A 22,817-nucleotide genomic window follows, 5' to 3' on the forward strand; every position below is an offset into this window, starting at 1 on the left:
GGGCCTCGCCGGTCGACCGCGTCCGCCGCCTACCGTCTCGCCTACCGTCTTGCGTTGATGTCCTCGGCCGGGTTCCGGCGCAGCATCATCCGGGCCGGGACCAACGAGGCCACCAGGCCGAGGACGATCGCGCCGGCCAGGATCTCGGCGTACGTCCCCAGGGCGACGCTCGGTGTTCCGGAGCCGACCATTCCGGCGTTGAATCCGGTCAGCGTGAGCCAGGCGGCGCCGGTGCCGAGGACCGCGGCGACCACGATGATCAGCGCCAGCTCCCACCGCAGGACGCCGAACACCTGCGGGCGTGTGGTCCCGACCAGGCGCATCAGCGCGAACTCGCGGGTCCGGTCGCCCGTCGCCATGGCGAGGGTGTTGACGACGGCGATCGCGGCGAAGGCGATGATCAGCCCCATGAAGACCAGGTTGACCTCGGCGTTCGTCTGCTCCCGCGCGGCCTGCACCTTGTCGTAGCCGGACCGGTCCAGCACCTGGAGGCCCGGGAAGCCCTTCAGGTGCGAACGCAGGTCGCGCACGCTCACCGACCCGTTGATCATCACCGTCTTGGCCAGCGGATCGTCCACGTGGCCGACGATGTCGTCGTGGGCCAGCAGCGTGTCGCCGAAGCCGAGGCCGCGGCTGTAGATCGCCACCAGGTGGAGCTGCGTCTTGACCCCGTCGCCGAGGGTGACCTGGACAGCGTCGCCGATGTGCCGCCCCTGGGCCGCGAGCTCGCTCATCGCGATCGAGCCGGGGGCGAGCCGGTCCAGCGATCCGGACGTCACGTCCGGATCCACCATCTGCGTCACGCCGGCGGAGGTCAGCCCCTGGGCCGAGCGCTTGTCCTTGCCGACCCAGATGATCGTCTGGAGGACCTCGGTGACCGCCTTCACCCCCGGCACCGCCCGCAACTCCTGGGCCGCGGCGGCGGGAACGCCGGGACCGCTCGACCCGACCAGGTAGTCGGCCTTCACGCCGACCTTGGTCTGGGCGCGGGCCCCGTGGTTCATCGTGACGGGGACGAACAGGATGGTCGTCAGCATGCCGATGAGCAGGGCCAGCGGTGTGATCACCGAGGCCACCCGGCGGCTGTTGGCCTGGGAGTTCCGCGCCGCGAGGAAACCGCCGACCGGGAAGGCCCGCAGCAGCCCGCCCAGGACCACCACGGCGCCGCGGGTGATGAACGGGCCCCACAGCGCCACCGCGATCATCCACAGCAGGATGCTGAGGTACGTCACGGGCATGGCGGCCGGCTCGGTGTGCAGGAAGCTCAGCACCACCGTGATGATCACCGCGACCGCGGTGAAGACCAGCGCGGCCACCACCCGCCCGAAGCCCACGGTCCGGCGTTCGACGGCCGCCTCGGCCAGCGCCTCCGCCGGCTTGATCCGCGCGGTACGGCGCCCGGTCACCCGCGCGGCCACCCACGCGGCGCCCACCGTCGCCACCAGCGCGGCGAGGACCGGCAGGGGGCCGCGGTACAGCCGCAGCGCGTCGGGGATGGCGCCCAGCGAGACGAACTTGGCGCGGATCGTGCTCGCCAGCGGGATGCCGAGCAGCGCGCCGGGGACCCCGGCGGTCAGACCGAGCACCAGCGCCTCACGGCTGATCATCCGGCGCACCTGGCGCGGAGTGGCACCGACGGCGCGCAGGAGCGCGAGTTCGCGGTAGCGCTGCTGGATCGACAGGGCGAAGGTGCCGACGACCACGAGCACCGCCACGATCAGCGAGGTGCCGCCGATGGCGCCGCCCATGCTGGTCAGCTTGACCCGGGCCTTGGCGGCGTCGATGAACTCGACCTGGCCGCGGCCGTCCCCGGTCGCGACGACGGCGCCGGTCCCGGCGACCGCGGCCTTGACCTTCGCGCCGCTCACGCCGAACACCCCGTAGCCCGCGACCAGGCCGGGGTGGCCGGCGAGCCGCCGTGCCTCGGCCTCGTCGAAGAACATCGCGGACTGCTGCTTGACGTCGACGTCGGGTCGCGCGATGCCGACGACGCGGTAGGTCTTCGGCGACGACGTCGACTGGACGACCGTCTGGTCGCCGACCTTGAGCCCGGCCCGGTCGGCCAGCTTCTCGTCGAGCACCACGTCGCCGTCCTGCTGCGGCGCCGAGCCGGACCGCAGGCGGTACGGGGTCAGCGCCGCCGACGACCAGCCGTGGCCCCACGACGGCCTGCCGTCCACGCTGGACAGCACCGAGCCGTCGTGCTCGACGACGTTCGCCGGGAAGGTCAGGTCGGCGACCACCTTGGCGCCCGGCAGGGCGGCGATCCGGTCGCCGACGGAGGTGGACAGCCAGGCGCGCTCGCTCAGCGCCTTGAACTTGGTCTTCCGCTTGACCTTGTGCTTGCCCTTCTTGTTCTTCTCCTTCACCTTGGTCCAGTGGATCTGCTGGTCGGCGGAGACGACGACCGGCGACCCGGCGTACCGCTCGGCGGGGATGGACCCGTGGATTCCGGTCTCCAGCAGCACGCCGCACGCGCAGACGATCATGGCCGCGCAGAACAGCGCGAGGAAACCGCCGACGGCGGACCCCTTGCGCTGCCGGAGCGTGGCCAACGCGAGTCGGAACATCAGGCCCACGCCCCCAGCCGGGTCATCCGGTCCGCGATCTGGTCGGCGGACAGGTTCGACGCGGCCTCCACGATGCCGCCGTCCGCCAGGAAGAGCACCGAGTCGGCGTACGAGGCCGCCACCGGGTCGTGCGTGACCATCACCATCGTCTGGCCCATGGTGTCCACGGCCTGCCGCAGCAGCTTGAGGATCTCCCGTGCGGTGACGGTGTCCAGCGCGCCGGTGGGTTCGTCGGCGAACACCACCTCGGGCCGGGTGATCAGCGCCCGGGCGATGGCCACCCGCTGCTGCTGGCCGCCGGACAGCTGTGAGGGCAGGTGCCGGGCCCGCTCGGCGAGCCCGACCCGGGACAGGACCTCGGCGAGGTACGCCCGGTCGGCGCGGCGGCCGGCCAGCCGCAGCGGGAGGGTGACGTTCTGCCGTACGTCGAGCGCGGCGAGCAGGTTGAACGCCTGGAAGACGAACCCGATGCGCTCGCGGCGGAGCTCGGTCAGCTCCGTCTCGGACAGCCTGGACAGGTCGGCGTCGAGGTCACCGAGGTAGACCGACCCCGACGAGGGCCGGTCGAGCCCGGCGGCGCAGTGCAGGAAGGTGCTCTTCCCCGATCCGGACGGCCCCATCACCGCGGTGAACGTCTGGGGGGGAATGGTGACGGAGACGTTGTTGATCGCGGTGACCGCCCCGGCGCCTTTGCCGTAAGTCTTCGTCACCGATTCCAATCGAACGGCCGCCCTCGGAAGAGCCGGACCTCTGCGCGCCATTGGCCTTGTTCCCTTTCGATTCTCGTCAGGCGAGTGGCTCGGTCTCTGCGGCGCCGTCGGCACCGCGGATGGCCGGGCTCAACATCGCGAACACCGCCATGAGCGCCATTGCCGCGCCGATCGCGGCAATGCCCTGTCGCGGCGTGAGAGTCGTGAGGAGAAGGCCCGCCGCCACCCAGCCCAGTGCCATCGCACCGGAACTCACCAGGTTCGCGACGCTGGAGACCCGCCCCTGCATCGTCGGTGGGGTTATCCGCATGACGTACACGATCGCCGGCACGTTGAACACTCCCCCGACATAGCCACTAGCAGCGAAAACCGCGCCCATTGCAAAGACATTGTGTGCGGCGGCGAGGAGGGGAGTCACTATGGCCCACACCATTGTTCCGACGAGCAGGATGCGGCGTAGGCTCCAGACGCGCATCCACTTGGTCGCGGTGAGCGCGCCCAGCAGGCCGCCGACGGCGGAGCAGGCGAGGACCACCCCGACCAGCCCCTTCGGCCGCCCCTCGTCGCGGAACAACGGCAGCAGCGCGAACACCAGCATCTGGTAGAGCATGTTCGTGCCCGCGAGGACGAGCATGACGGTCCGCAGGAAGCGCTGCCGCCACAGCCACGACAGCCCGTCGGCGATCTCGGAGCGCACGTCGGCCGGTGGCGTACCGCGCTCGACCTGGAACCGCGTCCGGATGCCGAGCAGCGACACCAGCGACACCAGGTGGGCCCCCACGCTGAAGACCAGGGGGATCGCGTTGCCGACCGCGAACAGGCCGCTGCCCGTGGGCTGGCCGATCATCGCGGCGCCGCGCGTCCGCGCCTCGTTGCGGCTGTAGGCCGCGCCGAGTTGCTCGGCGACCACCAGATGCGGGACGGCGGAGCGCTCCGCGAGCTGGTAGAAGACCAGCAGGCTGCCTTCGATGAAGGCCACCGCGAACAGGTGCGGCATCCAGAGCCGTCCGGTGGCGACCGGGATGGCGAGGCTGCCGAGGGCCAGCACGCAGCCGAGCTCGCAGACGAGCATGAGCCGGCGCCGGTCGAAACGGTCGACGTACGCGCCGGCGGGGAGCTGCATCAGCAGCTGCGGCAGGAGGGCGGTGAAGCCGATCAGGCCGGCCGTGGTCTTGGACCCGCTGCTCCACAGCACGAGCATCGGGTAGACCAGTGCGGTCACCCGCGAGCCCAGGAACGAGAAACCCGCGCCTACCCACAGCAGACCGAAGTCGCGGTTGCGCCGCAGGGTCATCGGCGTCTTGTCGGCGATCGCGGTCACGCGAGGCACCACTCCAGTGCCGCCATGGCGCTGTGCATCTTGTGCTCGGCCTGCCGGAAGGCGACACTGGCCGGGCCGTCGAGCACGTCGGCGGTCACTTCGTCGCCCCGATGCGCGGGAAGGTCGTGCATGAAGACGGCCTTCGGGCTGGTCTCCCACAGGTCCGCGGTGACCTGGAACGGCGCGAACACCCGCCGCCAGTCCGGGTCCGGCTTGCTCGTTCCGGTGGTCTGCCAGCGCGTGGTGTAGATGGCGTCGAAGTCGCCGGGCAGGTCGCGCATGTCGTGCCGCTCGGTGACGACGGCGCCGCTGTGCTCGGCGTTCGCCCGCGCCCGCTCGGTGTACTCGGCGGGCAGGCCGTACCCCGGCGGCGTGCGCAGCTCCAGGTGGACGCCGGGGTACCGGCTGAGCGCGAGCGCGAGGGCGGTGGCGCTGTTGTTGCCCTCCCCCACGTAGAGCACGCGCAGGTCCTCGATGCGGCCGAAGTGCTCCTGCAGGGTGGTCAGGTCGGCGAGTGCCTGGGTCGGGTGCTCGGCGGCGCTCATGGCGTTGATCACCGCCATCGTGTGCTGCGCCGCGAACGCGAGCAGCTCCTCGGTGCTGCCCGTGGTGCGCGCGACGAGGGCGTCGATCATCCCGGACAGCACGCGGCCGGTGTCCTCGGCGGTCTCCCCCGTGACCAGCTGCATGTCCTCCGGGCCGTAGGCGATCACCTGCGCGCCGAGGCGCAGCGCGCCCGCGGTGAACGCGGTCCGGGTGCGGGTCGAGGTCTTGCGGAAGTAGGTGCCGACGATCCGCCCGGCCAGGCTGCGTTCGCGGTGTCCGGCGGCGAACCGCACGGCACGCGCCACCACGTCATGGAGATCGTCGTCGGGCAGGTCCGATACCGAGATCAGATGGCTCATGCGTCCTTGGTAATGGGGCGGCATCTACGCGTTCCATACTCCGCCCAGGGCCAGCAGCGCGGCGAGCTCGTCGTCCCCGGTCAGGTCCGCGTCCGCGACGACGGCGTCCGGGTCGGTGACCGCGGCGCGGACGAAGCGCTGGTAGTGCTCGGCGAAGCGGTCGATGGTGGCGGCGTCGAAGAGGTCCGAGTCGTACGCGCAGACCATGTCGATGCCCGCGTCGCTCTGTTCGAGCCGGACGACCAGGTCCAGCTGCCCCTCCTGCGACGGGACGTCCATGAGCGCGACGGTCAGGCCGCCGTACTCGACCGTCGGGCCGGTGTCCTCGCCGGCGGCCGCGTTCGGGATGTTCGGCTCGCGCCGGTCCATCGCCACCAGCAGGACCGCGAGGCGGAACAGCGGCGCGCCGCCGCCGAGCAGCCCGCAGGGGTAGCGCACGTGCAGCATTCCGGTGCGGATCTGCGCACCGGCCGAGACGATCGCGTCCCGGAACGTCGTGGCCGGGGTGAACCGCGCCCGGATGGGCACCGGGTTGACGAAGGCGCCGACGACCTCCCGGAGCTCGCGGCCCATCCGGTTGGTGGCCGGGCAGCCGATGAGGAAGTCGTCCCGCCCGGAGTACCGCCGGACCAGGGCGGCGAAGGTCCCCAGCAGGTAGGCGAACGGCGTGACGCCCGCGGCCTCGGCGGCGCCGGGCAGCCGCTCGGCGACGTCCGCGGCCAGCCGGACCTTGCGGGTGGCGCCCACGTGCCGGGACAGCGCCGGGCGCGGCCGGTCGGCCGGCAGCTCCGCCGCCGACGCACCCTCGATCCGCTCGGCCCAGTACGCGCGGGAGCGCGCCCCGACCGCCGAGGCGACCACCCGGGCCTCCTCGTCGACGAACAGGTCGTAGTCGCCGGACGGCTCCGGCAGGCGGCCCTGCCCGTAGGCCGCCAGCAGGTCGCGCACGATCAGCCAGTGGGAGGCGAAGTCACCGGCGATGTGGTGCGCGACCGGGAGGAGCACGGCGTCGTCGGGGGCCAGGCGCAGCAGCCCGACCCGGAACGCGCCCTCGGCCAGGTCGAAGGGACGGTCGACGTAGGCGCGGGCGGCGGCGCGCAGGCCGGCCGCCGTCACGTCCTGGACCTCCAGCCGGGCGAGCGGCTCGCCGGCCGGCACCCGGCGCGGCTCACCGTCGAGCTCGACGAACCGGGTCCGCAGCAGCTCGTGCCGCGCGCCCACCGCCTCGACGGCCCGCTCCAGGGCCCCGACGTCGTACGGGGAACGGATGCGGATCGCGAGCACCAGGTTGTACGCCGCGCTCGCCGGGGCCAGCCGATGCTCCAGCCACATGGTCTGCTGAATGACGGACAGCGGCTTGGAAACGACCGGCATGCCCTACAGCGCCTCTTCGATGACGGCGTAGATGCCGGCCAGCGTGGTCATCCGGACCATCTCCTCCGGATCGATCAGCACGCCGCAGACCCGTTCGATGGACGCGAGGACGTCGACGTACTGCAGCGAGTCGGCGCCGTGGTCCTCGATGAAGCGGCTGTTCAGTGTGACGTTGTCCGGGCTCGTCTTCAGGATGTCGCAGACGATGTCCTTGATCTCCGCGCGAAGCGGCTCGTCGAGAGCGACAGCTCGCTCGACCATGCGCGCCTCCCCTTTCGATAATCGGCGTCAATTTTCGGCCGACCACCTATACGTGGCCTATATCGACCACCTATAGGGCAGATATAGCGATCCAATACACGATAAACACCTATTGCCGCCTAAATATGGAAGGTACGGTCATCGGTGGACAATCGAATTAGCAACGTGGTGATCCTCGGCGGCGGTACGGCGGGCTGGATGACGGCCGCGTACCTGGGCAAGGCGCTCGAGGAGAACGTCAAGATCACCGTGCTGGAGGCCCCGGCGATCCCCCGCATCGGCGTGGGAGAGGCCACGGTCCCCAATCTCCAGCGGGCATTCTTCGACTTCCTCGGCCTGCGGGAAGAGGACTGGATGCCCGAATGCAACGCGGCATTCAAGACCGCCGTCAAATTCATCAACTGGCGCACGCCGGGCGAGAGCAGTACGCAGGCCCGGCCGCTGGGCTCGCGCACCGATCACTTCTTCCACCCCTTCGGGCTGCTGCCCTCCCAGGACGGCGTCCCCCTCTCGCACTACTGGTTCAACGACTTCCAGGCCGGCCGCACCGACGAGCCGTTCGACTACGCCTGCTTCCGCGAGCCGCCGATGATGCAGGCCAACCGGGCGCCGCGCTGGCTCGACGGCCGGCGGGCGACCAACTACGCCTGGCACTTCGACGCGCACCTCGTGGCCGACTTCCTGCGCCGCTTCGCCACCGAGAAGCAGGGCGTCATCCACGTCCAGGACGAGATGACGCACCTCGACCAGGACTCGCGCGGCTTCATCACCGCCCTGCACACCAAGTCGGGCCAGGTCCTCGAAGGCGACCTGTTCGTCGACTGCTCCGGCTTCCGCGGCCTCCTCATCAACCAGGCGCTGCGCGAGCCGTTCATGGACATGAGCGACCATCTGATCAACGACCGCGCCGTGGCCACCTCGCTCCCCAACGACGACGAGAAGACCGGCGTCGAGCCGTACACCTCGGCGATCGCGATGAAGTCCGGCTGGTCGTGGAAGATCCCGATGCTCGGCCGGCACGGCACCGGCTACGTCTACTCCAGCCGCTTCGCGACCCAGGACGAGGCCACGCTGGAGTTCGCGAAGATGTGGGGGATCGACCCGGAGAACACGCAGTTCAACCAGGTCCGCTTCCGCGTCGGGCGCAACCGCCGCGCCTGGGTGCGCAACTGCGTCAGCATCGGCCTGTCGTCCTGCTTCCTGGAGCCGCTGGAGTCGACCGGGATCTACTTCATCACCGCCGCCATCTATCAGCTGGCCAAGCACTTCCCGAACAATAACTTCGACCCGATCCTGATCGACCGGTTCAACACCGAGATCGAGACGATGTTCGACGACACCCGGGACTTCATCCAGGCGCACTTCTACTTCGCCCCGCGCGCGGACACGCCGTTCTGGCAGGCGAACAAGGAACTGCACCTCCCGGAGGCGATCCAGGAGAAGGTCGCGATGTACCGGGCCGGCCTGCCGGTGAACGCCCCGACGACCAGCGAGGACGGCTACTACGGCAACTTCGAGGCCGAGTTCCGTAACTTCTGGACGAACGGCAGCTACTACTGCATCTTCACCGGTCTCGGCCTGCTCCCCGACCAGGTCCTGCCGTCACTGGCGCACCGGCCGTCGGCGGTGGAGGGCGCGGCGCCGCTGTTCGAGAAGGTCAAGCAGGAGCAGCAGGAGCTCGTCACCACCCTGCCCAGCAACTACGACTACCTGCGGCAGCTCCACAACGCCTGAGGGCGGCCGCCGTTCCATGCGCACGGGCCCGGCGGGGGCGTACGTCCCCGCCGGCCGTGGAAGGGACCGTGATGGGTGATCTGCGCACGATGATGGCGGCGTTCCCGACCGGGGTGGGCATCGTGGCCGCGGTCGGAGCCGACGACCGGCCGTGGGGCATGACCTGCACCTCGATCGCGAGCGTGGCCTTGGACCCGCCGTGTCTCCTGGTGTGCCTGCGCCGGGGCAGCCCGACGCTGACGGCGATCCTGGAGAACGGCGGCTTCGCGCTCAACCTGCTCCGGGCCGACGCCCAGGCGGCCGCCGAGCTGTTCGCCTCCGGCGCCCCGGACCGCTTCCAGCGCGTCCGCTGGACGATGAACCCGGGCGCCGAGGGCCCGCACCTGGAGGACGTCGCCCACAGCACCGCGGACTGCCGCCTGCTGCACCAGACCACCATCGGTGACCACACCGTCGTCTACGGGCAGGTCACCCGAATCAACGAACGTGGCGATGTCCGACCCCTGATGTACGGTTTGCGGGAGTTTGCGCAGTGGCCCGCCTCCGTGCTCCTGTCCCGAGGGATCTGACGATTCGAGGTGTCAATGCCTCTCGCCCTGACGACCACTCCGCCGTCCCTGTCCTCCCATCAGAGCCTCGTCTTCCTGCTTCAACTGGCATTACTCGCCCTGGCGGCGCTGGGCATGGGCCGGCTGGCCGAGCGCGTCGGGCTGCCCGCCGTGGCCGGAGAGCTCGTCACCGGCGTGCTCCTCGGCCCCACGGTGCTCGGTCAGGCCCTGCCCCACGTCTCCGGCTGGCTGTTCCCGCCGCGGGCCGGCCAGAGCGGCCTGCTGGACGCGGTCAGCCTGCTCGGGTCGGTCCTGCTGGTCGGCCTGACCGGCGCCCACCTCGACCTGTCCCTCCTGCGGCGCCGGGCCCGGGCGGCGGCCTGGGTCGGCGGGGCCTCGCTCGTGGTGCCGCTCGGCGCCGGCCTCGCGACCGGGTTCCTGCTGCCGTCCGCCCTGCACGGCGTCCACGGTTCGACCACGGCATTCGCCGCGTTCATCGGGACCGCGCTGTGCGCCAGCGCCATCCCCGTGATCAGCAAGACGCTGGCCGACATGAAGCTGCTGCACCGGGACATCGGTCAGCTGATCATCGCGGCGGCGGTGGTCGACGACGCGTTCGGGTGGTTCCTGCTGTCCGTCGTCGCGGCCATGGCGGGGGACGGCGCGATCGCGGGCCGGGTGTCCATGACGCTCTGCTACCTCGTCGGGTTCACCCTCGCCATGGCGTTCGTCGGGCGGCGCGTCGTCCGGTACGCCTTCCGTCTCGCCTCCGGTCCCGGCCCCGCCACCGCGGTCGCCGTGGGCGTGATGCTCCTGAGCGCGTCGGCCACTGCGGCGTTCGGGCTCGATCCGGTGTTCGGCGCCTTCATCGGCGGGGTGCTGATCAGCGCCGCCGGGCCGGAGGCGCGGGAGCGGCTGGCCGGCCTGGAGACCGTGGTCATGTCCGTCCTCGCACCGATCTTCCTCGCCACGGCCGGCCTCAAGATGGACCTGACGGTGCTCGGCCGGCTCCCGATCCTCCTCGCGTTCCTGGCGGTCCTGGCGGTCGCGGTCGCCACCAAGTTCGCCGGCGCGCACCTCGGCGGCGCGGCCTGCCGCCTGCCCCGCTGGGAGCGCGTCGCGCTCGGCGCCGGCCTGAACTCGCGCGGCGTGGTGGGGATCGTCATCGCCGCGACCGGGCTCCGGCTCGGTGTGGTCAGCCCGGCGGGGGCCACGGTCATCGTCCTCATCGGAATCGCCACGTCCCTGCTCGCTCCCCCGCTGCTGCGCCGGTCGGTGGCGAAGGGGGACAGCGCCGAGGAACGCCTGCGCGAGGCCGAGATGGACGAGTGGCTCCGCTCCTCTTCTACCGGAACGCCACCGGCAGACGACAGTACCCGTACATGAAGTTGGAGTAGACCTGCTGCGGCTCCCCGAGCAGCTCGATCGCCCCGACCGTCTCGCGCACCGTCTCCACCATCGCCCGCAGCTGCTCCCGGCCCAGGAACGCGCCCATGCAGAAGTGCGTGCCGTGACCGAAGGTGAGGTGCTTGTTCGGGGTGCGCGCCAGATCGAAGCGCTCCGGCTCGGGGAACACCCGCTCGTCGTAGTTGGCCGAGGTGTTCCAGACGGTCACGGCGTCGCCGGCCGGGATGAGCGTGCCGCCGACCTCCACGTCGACGCGGGCGGTGCGGCCGAAGTGCATGGCCGGGGTCGTCCAGCGCAGGATCTCCTCCACCGCGGACTCCGCCGAGACGTCACCGTTCTTCAGCGCCGCCCACTGCTCCGGGTGCCCGGCGAAGGCGTGGATCGCGCCGGTCGAGCTCAGCCGGCTGGACTCGTCGCCGCCGATGATGAGGCTGTAGCAGTTGTAGACCACCTCCTCGTGGGTGAGGAAGCTGGTCGCCAGGGTGCTGACGACGTCCTCGCCGGGGTGTTCGCGGCGCTCGGTGGCCAGGTCCGTGAAGTACAGCAGCATCTCGTTGCGGGCGAGGACCATCTCGGTCTGGTCGGGCGCGGCCGTGTCGGAGCTGAGGACCGACTTGCTCAGGCCGAGCAGCTCCTGCCGGTCCCCTTCGGGGATGTCGAGCAGGTCGCAGATGGTGCCGATGGGGATCTGCTCGGCGACGTCGGCGGCGTAGTCGAACTCGCCGCGTTCCATGGCCTCGGCGACGAGACGCCGGATGCGCACCTTGATCCGCTCGGCGACGTGGCCCAGGACGCGCGGGGAGAAGGCCTTGAGCATCAGCTGCCGGACCTCACGGTGCCGCTGCCCGTCGGTGACCGCGAGCATCTTCCCCGACGCCGAGTCGCCGCCGGTGAGCAGCGTGGTGAGCAGGTTGCCCCGTTCGGTGGTGAAGCTCCGGTGGTCGCGGTAGACCGCGATCACGTCCGCGTAGCGGGACACGGCCCAGAACCCCGGCCGGTCGCCGCGCGGCGGCTGGAACCGGACCGGCCGCTCGTCGCGGAAGCGGCGCCACAGGGCGACCAGGTCGATGTCGCGGAACGTCGTGACGTCGGAGAGGTCCACGGCGTCGAGGTCGAGCGCCTCGACGTCGGCGGCGGCCGGCTTCACGGCGGCCGGCGAGGTGTTCGTCACTGGATCTCCTGGGCTTCGGCGGCGATCTGTCCGAGCGTGGCGTTGGCCCGCAGGAGGCCGCGGGGCAGGTCCAGGCCCCGTCGTTCCGCCTCGGCGAGCACCTGCAGGATCAGCAGGGAGTCCGCGCCGAGGTCGAACAGGCGGTCCTCGGCGCCGACGACCGGCGCGCCGGTCAGGCGGGACCAGATCCCGGCGAGGGTCCGTTCCGCGTCGCTCGCCGGCGGCCCGCCCCGGCCGGCGCCGGGTCGCGGAGGCGCGGGCAGGGCGTTGCGGTCCAGCTTGCCGTTGTGGGTGAGCGGCAGGTCGGGCAGGACGACGACGGCCGCCGGGACGAGGTACCCCGGCAGGACGCGGGTCAGCGCGCCGCGGACGTCCTCCGCGTCCGCCGAGGTGACCACGTACGCGACGAGCGCCCCGTCGCGGAGCACGACCGCGGCGCGCTCGACCCGCGGATCGGCCAGCAGCGCGGCCTCGACCTGCGCGGGCTCGACCCGGTGGCCGCGCACCTTCACCTGGTCGTCGGTCCGGCCGACGAACTCCAGGCGGCCGTCCGGCGTCATCCGGGCGAGGTCGCCGGTCCGGTACAGCCGCGCGCCCGGCGGGCCGTACGGGTCGGGCACGAAGCGCTCGGCGGTCCGGCCCGGCGCGCCGGCGTACCCGCGCGCGAGCCCGGCCCCGCCGACGTACAGCTCGCCGACCACCCCGGTCTGCACCGGGAGCAGCTCGGCGTCGAGGATCTGGACGACCGTGCCCGGGATCGGAGCGCCCAGCGGCGCCGTGAGCCTGCCGTCGACGCGCTCGCCGCAGACGCCGACGGTCGCCTCCGTCGGCCCGTACTCGACGCGCAGTCCGGGCAGCCGCCGGGCGATGGACGGGCCGAGCGCCTCGCCGGCCGAGACCAGGACGCCGGCGAGTCCACGGGTCGCCTCGGTTCCGAGCCGGTCCAGCAGGAGGCCGAGGTGGCTCGCGGTCAGCATCATGAAGCCGTACGGTGCGTGCCGGAGCAGCTCCGGCCCGAGATCGGCCGGGTCCAGGTCCTGCGGGAGCAGGTGCACCGGCTGCCCGGCGAGCAGCGGGGCGAGCAGGTTCGGCACGGTGATGTCGAAGGCGATCGAGGAGAGGACCGGCGCGCCACCGGGACTCGCGGCGTAGGTGGTGACGGCCCAGTCGAGGTAGTTCGCCAGGGCCCGCCGCGTGACCGTCACGGCGTTCGGCCGGCCGGTGGAGCCGGAGGTGTGGATGACGTACGCCGCCGCGTCGGGATCCGTCGCGGGGGCGACCGGCGGCGCCTCCGGCAGCTCCGCCACAAGGACGGGCTCGGCCTCCCGTACCCGGCCGGCGTGCTTCGCCGAGGTGAGCACGAGCGCGGTGCCCTGGAGGGCCTCGACCGGCCCGTCCGTGAGGTGCGCCGGATCGACGGGGACGTACGCCGCCCCGGCCTTCAGCACCCCGGCGACCGAGGCGACCAGGTCGAAGCCCCGGTCGAGCAGGACGCCCACGGTGGACTCGGTTCCCAGGCCGCGCTCGCGCAGGTGGGACGCGACCCGGTTCGCGCGGTCGGTCAGCTCGCCGAAGGTGTGGGTGCGGCCGTCCGCGATCACCGCGACGGCGTCCGGGTCCCCGTTCGCCAGGAGGTCGCCGAGGTCGCCGGTCGCCCGCTCGGCGCCGTGCAGGCGGGGCGATCCGGGCAGCGTGAGTCTCCGGGGGTCGCCGTCCGGGTCGGCCGCCATCGCCTCCAGGACCGCGCGGTAGAGGCCCGCGAGCCGCGCCGCGTTGTCCTGGCTCAGCACGGCGGGCGTGCTCGCGATGCTCAGGTTGCCCCGGTTCGGCGTGCCGACGACGAGGCCGAACTCGTTGGGGCTGTCGTCGATGCAGGCCTCCACGTCCACCAGCGTCCGGTCCACCTGGTGGAAGTCGAGGTAGTGGAACAGGACGTCCACGGGCCGTCCGCCGCCGGCCAGCGCGGGCATGGCCGGCATCGGGAAGTGCCGGTGCGGCCACATCGCGATCTCCGAGTCGAAGGTCTCCCGGACCAGCTCCCGCCAGCTCCGCGCGCCCCGGGAGTGCGGGAACGGCACGGAGTTGAGGTACATCCCCGAGACCCGGTCGAACCCCGGCAGCTCGGGCCGCCCGTCGCAGACGACGCCGCTGTGGAACGACTCCTCCGGCGTCAGGCGGCTCAGCACGTACAGGTGCGCGGCGTGCAGGACGCTCTTGTACGGCGCGTCGGCGGCCGTCGCCAGCGCGCGCAGCGGCTCCTCGAGGTCGTGGAGCGGGATCGTGAGCTGGTAGCGCTCCGTGCCGCCCGCAGGGTCGGCCCACGCGGCCGGGACGGTGAACCTGCCGTGCTCCGTCAGGACGCCCGTCCAGTACTCCCGGTCCTCGGCCGAGTCCAGCGCCTTCAGCTCGGTGGCGATGAAGTCGGCGTACCGCGCGGCGACGGGTTCGGCGTCCTCGGGCGGCAGGCCGTCGCGGATCCGCTGGTAGGCGCGCAGCATCTCCATGAGCTGGGAGTGGTAGCTCCAGCCTTCCAGGATCGGATGGCACTCGGTGATGGACAGCCACCAGCTCTCGTCGTCGCACAGATGGACGTGCATCCGCATGAGCGGCGGGTTCGCCAGGTCGAACAGCACCGCGCGCTCGGCCGCGCAGTGCGCCAGCAGCTCCGCATGGCGGGTGTCCGGGTCCAGGTGCCGCAGGTCGGTGAACCCGACGGGCATCTCCGCGTGCGGCCGCACCAGCTGCAACGGCACCGAGTAGGACGTGAGGTCGTACGCCGTGCGCATCACCTCGTGGCGCGCGACGATCAGGTCCGCGGCCGCGAGGAATGCGTCCAGCGAGAACGGCACCGCGTCCAGGATCCGGAACGCGGTGATGTTGTGGTAGTGGTTCTCCTCGCCGCCGGCGAGCATCTCCAGCAGCATGCCGCGCTGGGTCAGCGAGATCGGATAGGCGTCGACCAGGTCCGGGGGGAGGGCGGCGCGGTCGGCGGGGTCCAGCAGCGCGAACGGCGCGACCGTGGTGTCCGGCGGCTCCGCGGCGCCGACGCCGTCGGCCAGCTCCGCGAGCGCGGCGATGGTGCGCGCGGCGAACACGTCCTTCACGCCGAGGTCGAAGCCCGCGTCGCGCAGCGCGCCGGCCAGCCCGACCGCGCTGATCGAGTCGCCGCCGAGGTCGAAGAAGCCATCCTGGGCGCCGGGCCGGTCGACCTTGAGCACCTGGGACCAGATCCGCGCGATCAGCTCCTGGGTCGGGCCGCTCGGCGCCGCGTACCCGGTGTCGGTCAGCGCCTCGCGCCCCGGCGCGGGCAGGGCCCGGCGGTCGACCTTCCCGTTGGCCGTCAGGGGGATCGCGTCGAGCGTGACGAACGCCGACGGCACCATGTACGACGGCAGCGTACGCGCGGCCCGCCGGCGCAGGCCCTCGTGCTCGGCGTCGCCGACGACGTACGCGACGAGCCGGTCCTCGCGCAGGGCGACGACCGCGTCCCGTACGCCGCTGTCGGCGGTGAGCACGGCCTCGATCTCGTCGAGTTCGATCCGGTAGCCGCGCAGCTTGACCTGGTGGTCGACGCGGCCCGCGAAGTCGACCGAGCCGTCCGGCAGGACACGGGCCAGGTCGCCGGTGCGGTAGAGGCGCGAGCCCGGCTCGCCGTACGGGTCCGGGAGGAACCTCTCGGCGGTCAGGCCGGGGCGGCCGATGTAGCCGCGGGCCAGGCCGACGCCGCCGATGTAGACCTCGCCGACCACGCCGACCGGCGCGGGGAGCATGGCCTCGTCCAGCACGTACATGGTCGTGCCGGGGATCGGCGAGCCGATCGGCACCAGCTCGGTGGCCGACTCGCCGACGTCGAACTGCGCGGAGTTGCCGACCGTGATCTCGGTGGGGCCGTACTCCGCGGCCAGCGGCGGCCCGCCGAGCTCGGCCCAGCGCCGTACGAGGCGGTGCGGGAACTCGTCCCCGGCGGCGATGACCAGCCCGGCGAACGACCGTGCCTGCTCCGGCGTCAGCTGCCGGCTGAGCAGGTCCAGGTGGCCGGGGGTCAGCTTGACGAATCCGTACGGCGCGCCGGCCGCGAGCAGCTCGCCGAGCTCGGCGGGGTCGAAGTCGTCCGGGATCAGGCGGACGCTCTGGCCGACCAGCAGGGGCGCGAACAGGTTCGGCACGCCCAGGTCGAAGGCGATGGAGGAGAAGAACGGCGCTCCGCCGCGGGGCCCCGCGTAGCGGCTGACCGCCCAGGCCAGGTAGTTGGCCAGCCCGCGGTGGGTCACGGCCACGCCCTTGGGCCGTCCCGTGGACCCCGACGTGTACATGACGTAGGCGAGCCCGTCGGGGTCGGCGTCGTACGCGACGGGCGTCGTGGGCAGCGCGCCGACGTTCACGTCCTCGTCCACGACGACGGTCGCGCCGGAGTTGGCCAGCATGTAGGCGACGCGGTCCTCGGGATAGGAGACGTCGATCGGCACGTACGCGGCGCCCGTCCTCCACACGCCGAGCAGGCAGGCGACCATGTCGGGCGTGCGGCGCATCCGCACGCCCACGATCGAGTCCGGCCCGGCGCCCTCGCGCAGGAGGTGGTGGGCGTACTGGTTCGCGCGCGCGTCGAGCTCCGCGTAGGTCACCTCGGCGTCGCCGGCCACCACCGCGACCGCGTCCGGTGCGCCGGCGAGGCGGAACCGCAGGCCGGCGGCGGGTTCGGGCGCGCGGAGCAGGGACCGCCGCTCCCGTGCGGGCAGGAAGTCGATGAGCGCGACCGGGGCGTCGGGGTCCGCCGTGGCCCGGTCCAGGAAGAGGGCGTAGTGCTCGGCGATCCGGACCGCCGTCGCCTCGTCGAAGAGCGCCGTGGCGTACTCCAGCTCGCCGGAGATCGTCCCCTCCGCGTCGCGCAGGTGCAGCGTCAGGTCGAACCGCGCGACGCCCTTGCCCGTCGGCAGGGGTTCGGCGGTGACGCCGGGCAGCGTCAGGCTCGGGTCCGGTCCGGCGCGCAGGTCCAGCATCACCTGGAACAGTCCCTGGTCCCCGGACGGGCGCACCTCGTCGGCGACCGCCAGGAACGGCGTGTCGGCGTTGTCCAGGGCGTCCAGGACCCGGTCGCGGCCCGCCGCCAGCAGCTCGCCGAAGCTTCCGCCGTCCCACCGGGCGCGCAGCACGAGCGTGTTGAAGGCGTAGCCGACGAGGCGCTCCAGCTCCGGGCGGTTCCGGGCGGAGACGGCCGTGCCGACCGCCACGTCCGGCGTGCCGGTGTAGCGCGCGAGCAGCGCCTGGAACGCCGTGAGCAGCACGACGTACGGCGTGGCGCCGTGGCGCGTGGCCAGGTCGCGGATCCGCCGGGCCACGTCGCCGGGCACGGTGACCGGCACCGTGGCCCCGGTCCAGTCGCGCTCCGCCGGGCGCGGGCGGTCCGTGGGCAGTTCCAGCGGGACCGGGTCGGCGAGCTGCTCGCGCCAGTAGCCGAGGTCGAAGGTCTGCGACCGTTCCCACGCCGCGTAGTCGGCGTACTGCACGGACACCGGCGGCAGCCGGTCCGGCCGGTTCCCGACGGCGGCGGCGTAGAGCTCCGACAGCTCCCCCGCGACGATCCCGTGCGTCATGGCGTCGCAGGCGATGTGGTGGAAGAGCGCGAGGAGGACGTGGTCGTCCTCCGCGTACCGGATCAGCCGCACCCGCAGCGGCGCCCGCCGCTCCAGGTCGATCGGGATCGCCGTCTCGCGCTCGAAGATCTCCCGGGTGCGCGCGTCCCGGTCGGCGGCGCCGCCCTCCTCGACGACCGCGAAGTCCACCGTGCCCGGCTCGTGGACCAGCTGCCGCGGCCCGTCGCCGTCCCACGCGTACGTGGTGCGCAGGATCTCGTGCCGGGCCACCAGGCGCGTCCACGCCTCGGCCAGGGCCGGGACGCGCAGCGCGCCGCGCAGCCGGAACATCATGGGAACGAGGTACTCCGGGCTCTCCGGAGCGGCGGCGTGCAACGCGAGGAACTGCCGCTGCCCCCAGGACAGCGGCGCCTCCGCGCCGCGGTCGGCCCGGCCGACGCCCGGATCGGGACGGCGCGTCCCCTCCAGCCGCTCGCGGACCACCTGGTCCACGGTGCTCATGCCGGGCTGCCCTCCTGCGCGGCCAGCTCCTCCTCGACCGAGGCCCGTACGGCCTCCTCGACGAGGACGGCCATCCCGGCGATGGTCGGGTTGTCGAAGAACGCGCGCATCGAGATCTTCGCGCCGAACTCCCGCCGGACGTCCGAGACGAGCCGGGTGGCGAGCATCGACGTGCCGCCGGCCTGGAAGAAGTCGTCCTCGACGCCGACGAAGCGGTCGAGGACGTCGGCCCACAGGCCGGCGATGCGGTATTCAACCCTGTTCCTGGGCGCACCGGTCATATCTGGTTTCTCCTGTGGGGGCTGCTCCAGCCGGAACAGCGCTTCGTAGTCGATCTTCGAGTTGCGGTTGAGCGGGATCCGGTCGATGGGGACGACCCGGCCGGGCACCATGTAGTCCGGCAGGAAGCGGCCGGCGTGCGCGATCAGCTCGGCCGGGGCCGGCACCTCACCCACGCAGTACGCCACCACCTGGTCGTCGCGCAGGGCGACCACCGCGGCCCGTACGCCGGGGTACTCGGTGAGCACGGCCTCGATCTCACCGAGCTCGACCCGGCGCCCGCGTACCTTCACCTGCCGGTCGGCCCGGCCGGCGAAGACGAGCGCGCCGTCGGGCAGCTCGCGGCACAGGTCGCCGGTGCGGTACAGCCGGTTCCCGCCTCCGGTGAAGGGGTCCGGCAGGAAGCGGGACGCGGTGAGGCCCGGCCGGCCCATGTAGCCGCGCGCGACGCCCGCGCCGCCGATGTACAGCTCGCCGATCGCGCCCGGCGGCACCGGCCGCATCTCCTCGTCGAGCAGGTACACCGACACGTGCGGGTACGGGTGCCCGATGCACGCCGTCTCGGCGTTCGCGGGGACCCGCCAGCGGGTGGCCGCGACGGTCGTCTCGGTCAGCCCGTACTCGTTGAAGAACACCCGGACCCGGGACGCGATCTCGCTGAGGTGCGCGGGGGTCGTCGCCTCGCCGCCGGTGATCGCGGTGACGTCCCGCACACCGAACCCGGCGTCGATCAGCATCTGCCAGTGCGGCGGCGAGACCTGCAGGTGGGTCACCGCGTGCTCGTCCATGAGCCGGAGCTGGGCCGCGTGGTCCAGGACCTGCTCGGCGTCCGCGATCACCGTACGGCCGCCGGACGACAGCGGCAGGAACAGCTCGACGCAGGAGATGTCGAAGGTGAACTCGGCCATCGCCAGCCACGCCGAGTGCTCACCGAAGTCCAGGTTGTCGCGCGCCGCGGCCAGCATGGTCGCGAGCGAGCGGTGCTCCACCTGGACGCCCTTGGGGCGGCCGGTCGACCCGGAGGTGAACATGACGTAGGCCGGCGCGCCGGGGTTGGGCACCGACAGCGGCACCCCCGCCCCGGGTCCGGTCTCCGGCGGCGTCGTGCCGGACTCGGCCTCGGCGAGGAAGTCCTCGTCGATGACCACGCGTGCCGCCGTGACCTCGAGGATGTGCGACCGGCGCTCCGGCGCGTCGGCCGGGCTCACCGGAACGTACGCGCCGCCGGCCTTCCACACGCCGAGCACCGCGACCACGAAGCCGGCGCCGCGCGGCAGGGACACGCCGACCACGGTCTCCGGCCCGACGCCCAGGCCGCGCAGCCGGTGGGCCAGCCGTACGGCGCGGCGGTCGAGCTCGCCGTAGGTCAGCGACGTACCCCCGCCGACGAGCGCGATCCGGTCGGGGTCGCGCTCGGCCCACCCGGCGATGTCGCCGTGCACGCAGGTGACCGGCCGCCGCTCGGCGGGCCGGGCCAGCCGCGCCCGCTCCTCGTCGGTCAGCACGTCCAGCTCGGCCAGGCGTACGGCCGGGTCCGCCGCGACCGCCCGGAGCAGGCCGAGGAGATGCCGTCCCATCCGTTCGACGGTCCCCCGGTCGAACAGGGCCGTCGCGTACTCCAGGAACCCGAAGGCCGAGCCGTCGTCCTGCCGCTCCAGCACCAGGGTGAGGTCGGTACGGGCGACCCGCCAGGCCCTGCTCGCGGCCTCCAGGTCGGCGGCGGCGTTGGCCACCCCGGTCAGGCCCGCCTCGTGGAAGTTGAACATCACCTGGTAGAGCGGCGTCCGCGACGGATCGCGCTCCGGCTGGAGCTCGTCGATGAGCCAGTCGAACGGCAGCGCCTGGTGGGCGAACGCCCCCTGCGTCACGTCGCGCATCCGGCTCACCGCCTCGGCGAAGGTCAGGTCCGCCTCCAGCGCGCAGCGCATCACCACGGTGTTGAGGAACACGCCCACGACGTCGTGAAACTCCGGGCGGGTCCGGCCGGTGACCGACGTTCCGATCGGCACGTCCCAGCCCGCGCCGTACCGCCCCAGCAGGGAGGCCAGCGCGGTCAGCAGCACGGTGTACGGGGTCGCCTGACGCCGGCGCCCCACCGCCTCCAGCGCGGCCATGAGCTCGGCGGGCACCGCGAACGTCACCGCGGAGCCGAGGGCGTCCCGGCGGGCGGGACGCGGGCGGTCGGTGGGCAGCTCCAGGGGCTTCAGGCCGGCCAGCCGCTCACGCCAGTAGGCGAGCTGGCTCTCATCGACGCCGTGCGTGCGGTGCCAGGCCCCGTAGTCGGCGTACTGGATCGGCGGCGGAGCCGGCCGCCGGCCCTCGGCCAGGTCGCGGATGTCGCGCGCCAGCACGGCCGAGGACCAGCCGTCGCAGGCGATGTGGTGGATGACGAGCGCCAGCAGGTGGTCCTCGCCGGGGTTGCGGAACAGCACCGCCCGCCACACCGGCCCCTCGGCCAGGTCGAAACCGCGCCCCAGCTCGTCATCCAGGTCCACCGGGCCGTCCACGACCCGCGCGCCGACCGGCGCGGGCGGGTCGATGACCTGACGCGGTTCGCCGTCGTCGGCGACGTACCGGGTGCGCAGGATCTCGTGCCGTTCCACCAGGGCGGTCAGCACCGCGTCCACGTCCTGCGGCGTCAGGGCCGCGGGCAGCCGGACGAACAGCGGCGCGTTCCACTCCGAACCGCCCGGGTTCATCCGGTCCAGCAGCCAGAACTGGTGCTGCGCCACCGACAGCGGCAGCGGCGCGCTCCGGCTCACCCGCGTCACCGGCGGGACGTCCGCCGCGTCCTCCAGCAGCCGGGCCTGCGCCTCGACCGTGGTCGCGGTGAACAGGGCCGGCAGCGGCACGTCGCCCAGCCGTCCGGCGAGCCGCGTCAGCAGCAGCGAGGAGCCGCCGAGGTGGAAGAAGTCGTCGTGGACGCCGACCTGGGGCAGGTCGAGCAGCTCGGCCCAGGCCCCGGCCACCTCCTTCTCCGCGATCGTGCGCGGCGCGGTGTAGGCCGGCCGGCTGAGATCCGGTGTCGGCAGGGCGGCGCGGTCGACCTTGCCGTTCGCGGTGAGCGGCAGCTCCGCCAGCTCGACGAACACCGCGGGCACCAGCGCCGCGGGCAGCCGCTCGAACAGGAACTCGCGCGACGGCGCCGCTCCGGCGACGTAGGCGACCAGCCGCCCGTCGACGGCGACCACGGCCGCCGCCCGTACCGAGGGGTGCGCGCTCAGGGCCGCCTCCACCTCGCCGGGCTCGACGCGCACCCCGTTCACCTTGAGCTGGGAGTCGAGGCGGCCGAGGTACTCCAGGGTCCGGTCACCGCGCCAGCGGACCTGGTCGCCGGTCCGGTAGAGCAGCGAGCCCGCCGGCCCGAACGGGTCGGGGACGAACCGCTCGGCGGTCAGCGCGGGCCGCCCCTGGTAGCCGAGCGCGACGCCGACCCCGCCCGCGTACAGCTCGCCGGGCACGCCGATCGGCACCGGCCGGCCGCGTTCGTCCAGCACGACGACCCGCAGGCCCGGCAGCGGACGGCCGATCGGGACCGGGCCCGTGGTCTGCGCCGGGTCGAACCGGTGCGCCGTTACGTCGATCGAGCACTCCGTGGGGCCGTAGGTGTTCCACAGCTCCACGTCCACCTTGGCGAGCACCTTGTGGCACAGCTCGGCGTGCAGCGCCTCCCCGGCCGAGAACAGCAGCCGTAGCGCGTCGCAGCCGGTCCAGTCCTCCTCCACCAGGAGCCGGAGCACGGACGGCACCACCTGGAGCACCGTCACGCCGTGCTCGGCGACCGCGCGCAGCATGACCGCGGGGTCGCGCTCGGCTCCGGGCGGCGCGAGGACGACCACGCCGCCGCTCACCAGCGGCGCCCAGATCTCCCAGCCCGCGGCGTCGAAGCCGATCGTCGTCTTCTGCAGCACCCGGTCCGCCGGGCCGAGCCCGTGCCGCCGTACGGTCCACAGGACGCGGTTGGCGATCCCGGCGTGGGTGATCACCACGCCCTTGGGCGTCCCGGTCGAGCCCGACGTGTACATCACGTACGCCTCGTCGCCCCCGTCGAGCGCGGGGAAGGCGGGTTCGGCCGGGTCGTCCGGGATCTCGGCGAAGAGCTCGGGGGTCAGCTCGACGGCGGCGGCGCCGTCGGCGAGGATCCGCGCCGACCGTTCGGCGGGACCGGCCGGGTCGATCGGCACGTACGCCGCGCCCGCCTTCCAGACGCCCAGCAGCGCCGCGATCAGCTCGGGGCTCCGCTCCATGCGCACCGCCACGTGCGCTCCCGGCCGGATCCCCCGGCCGCGCAGGAACGCCGCCACCTGCCCGGCCCGGCGTTCCAGCTCGCGATACGTGTAGGAGCGCCGCCCACCCGGACCGAGCACGGCCAAGGCGTCGGGCGTCCGGCGGACCTGCGCGGCGATGAGCCCGGGCAGCGGGCGGATCTCCTCATCGGACATCGG

The 22,817-nt window shown here is 72.8% G+C and carries 12 protein-coding genes; 3 read left to right on the top strand and 9 right to left on the bottom strand.

The window, feature by feature from the left end; all coding sequences use genetic code 11:
* Positions 1-41: 41 nt before the first annotated feature.
* Genes NDW01_RS08060 through NDW01_RS08085 form a run of 6 tightly spaced genes read right to left on the bottom strand, consistent with a single transcriptional unit; the run spans position 42 to position 7,141 of the window.
* The gene (locus NDW01_RS08060) at positions 42-2,570 is read right to left on the bottom strand and encodes an FtsX-like permease family protein (RefSeq protein ID WP_252818308.1); all 2,529 of its coding nucleotides are present in this window, start codon (positions 2,568-2,570) and stop codon (positions 42-44) included.
* Positions 2,570-3,331: an ABC transporter ATP-binding protein gene (locus tag NDW01_RS08065; protein ID WP_252818311.1), complete on the bottom strand. Its 762-nt coding sequence runs from the start codon at positions 3,329-3,331 to the stop codon at positions 2,570-2,572. Before NDW01_RS08065 ends, NDW01_RS08060 begins: the two co-directional genes overlap by 1 nt.
* Positions 3,332-3,356: 25 nt before the next feature.
* A complete protein-coding gene (locus NDW01_RS08070) occupies positions 3,357-4,601 on the bottom strand; it encodes an MFS transporter (RefSeq protein ID WP_252818313.1) in 1,245 nt (414 codons plus the stop codon).
* On the bottom strand, positions 4,598-5,506 hold the full coding sequence (locus NDW01_RS08075) for an ornithine carbamoyltransferase (RefSeq protein ID WP_252818314.1): 909 nt from the start codon (positions 5,504-5,506) through the stop codon (positions 4,598-4,600). The genes NDW01_RS08070 and NDW01_RS08075 overlap by 4 nt, the downstream gene beginning before the upstream one ends.
* 24 nt (positions 5,507-5,530) lie before the next feature.
* A complete protein-coding gene (locus tag NDW01_RS08080; RefSeq protein WP_252818316.1) occupies positions 5,531-6,880 on the bottom strand; it encodes a condensation domain-containing protein in 1,350 nt (449 codons plus the stop codon).
* 3 nt (positions 6,881-6,883) lie between these two features.
* Positions 6,884-7,141 (bottom strand): acyl carrier protein, encoded by a 258-nt coding sequence (locus tag NDW01_RS08085; RefSeq protein ID WP_252782197.1) that lies wholly within the window; start codon positions 7,139-7,141, stop codon positions 6,884-6,886.
* A 144-nt stretch (positions 7,142-7,285) separates the two neighbouring features.
* Between NDW01_RS08085 and NDW01_RS08090 the strand changes: the two genes are divergently transcribed.
* The 3 genes from NDW01_RS08090 (at position 7,286) to NDW01_RS08100 (ending at position 10,809) form a co-directional block, all read left to right on the top strand.
* On the top strand, positions 7,286-8,875 hold the full coding sequence (locus NDW01_RS08090; RefSeq protein WP_252818319.1) for a tryptophan halogenase family protein: 1,590 nt from the start codon (positions 7,286-7,288) through the stop codon (positions 8,873-8,875).
* A gap of 71 nt (positions 8,876-8,946) precedes the next feature.
* On the top strand, positions 8,947-9,444 hold the full coding sequence (locus NDW01_RS08095) for a flavin reductase family protein (RefSeq protein ID WP_252818321.1): 498 nt from the start codon (positions 8,947-8,949) through the stop codon (positions 9,442-9,444).
* Positions 9,445-9,459: 15 nt separating this feature from the next.
* Positions 9,460-10,809 carry a cation:proton antiporter gene (locus NDW01_RS08100; protein ID WP_252818324.1) on the top strand — a complete coding sequence of 450 codons (1,350 nt, stop codon included), beginning with the start codon at positions 9,460-9,462 and terminating at the stop codon, positions 10,807-10,809.
* Here the strand turns inward: NDW01_RS08100 and NDW01_RS43725 are convergent.
* Genes NDW01_RS43725 through NDW01_RS08115 form a run of 3 tightly spaced genes read right to left on the bottom strand, consistent with a single transcriptional unit; the run spans position 10,769 to position 22,814 of the window.
* Positions 10,769-12,001 (bottom strand): cytochrome P450, encoded by a 1,233-nt coding sequence (locus tag NDW01_RS43725; protein WP_252818327.1) that lies wholly within the window; start codon positions 11,999-12,001, stop codon positions 10,769-10,771. The genes NDW01_RS08100 and NDW01_RS43725 overlap by 41 nt on opposite strands.
* Entirely contained in the window at positions 11,998-18,093 is a 6,096-nt protein-coding gene (locus NDW01_RS08110) for a non-ribosomal peptide synthetase (RefSeq protein WP_252818330.1), read from the bottom strand. Before NDW01_RS08110 ends, NDW01_RS43725 begins: the two co-directional genes overlap by 4 nt.
* The gene (locus NDW01_RS08115) at positions 18,090-22,814 is read right to left on the bottom strand and encodes a non-ribosomal peptide synthetase (protein ID WP_252818333.1); all 4,725 of its coding nucleotides are present in this window, start codon (positions 22,812-22,814) and stop codon (positions 18,090-18,092) included. Before NDW01_RS08115 ends, NDW01_RS08110 begins: the two co-directional genes overlap by 4 nt.
* Positions 22,815-22,817 lie beyond the last annotated feature (3 nt).

Origin of the sequence: Actinoallomurus soli (assembly GCF_024055715.1) — a bacterium.
Classification (GTDB): domain Bacteria; phylum Actinomycetota; class Actinomycetes; order Streptosporangiales; family Streptosporangiaceae; genus Actinoallomurus; species Actinoallomurus soli.

What these genes read in the sequence shown, in the direction of transcription:
- NDW01_RS08075 (WP_252818314.1), bottom strand. Translation starts at nt 5,506, where the DNA reads ATGAGCCATCTGATCTCGGTATCGGACCTGCCCGACGACGATCTCCAT.
- NDW01_RS08085 (WP_252782197.1), bottom strand. Translation starts at nt 7,141, where the DNA reads ATGGTCGAGCGAGCTGTCGCTCTCGACGAGCCGCTTCGCGCGGAGATC.
- NDW01_RS08115 (WP_252818333.1), bottom strand. Translation starts at nt 22,814, where the DNA reads ATGTCCGATGAGGAGATCCGCCCGCTGCCCGGGCTCATCGCCGCGCAG.
- NDW01_RS08080 (WP_252818316.1), bottom strand. Translation starts at nt 6,880, where the DNA reads ATGCCGGTCGTTTCCAAGCCGCTGTCCGTCATTCAGCAGACCATGTGG.
- NDW01_RS08110 (WP_252818330.1), bottom strand. Translation starts at nt 18,093, where the DNA reads ATGAGCACCGTGGACCAGGTGGTCCGCGAGCGGCTGGAGGGGACGCGC.
- NDW01_RS08100 (WP_252818324.1), top strand. Translation starts at nt 9,460, where the DNA reads ATGCCTCTCGCCCTGACGACCACTCCGCCGTCCCTGTCCTCCCATCAG.
- NDW01_RS08060 (WP_252818308.1), bottom strand. Translation starts at nt 2,570, where the DNA reads ATGTTCCGACTCGCGTTGGCCACGCTCCGGCAGCGCAAGGGGTCCGCC.
- NDW01_RS08095 (WP_252818321.1), top strand. Translation starts at nt 8,947, where the DNA reads ATGGGTGATCTGCGCACGATGATGGCGGCGTTCCCGACCGGGGTGGGC.
- NDW01_RS08065 (WP_252818311.1), bottom strand. Translation starts at nt 3,331, where the DNA reads ATGGCGCGCAGAGGTCCGGCTCTTCCGAGGGCGGCCGTTCGATTGGAA.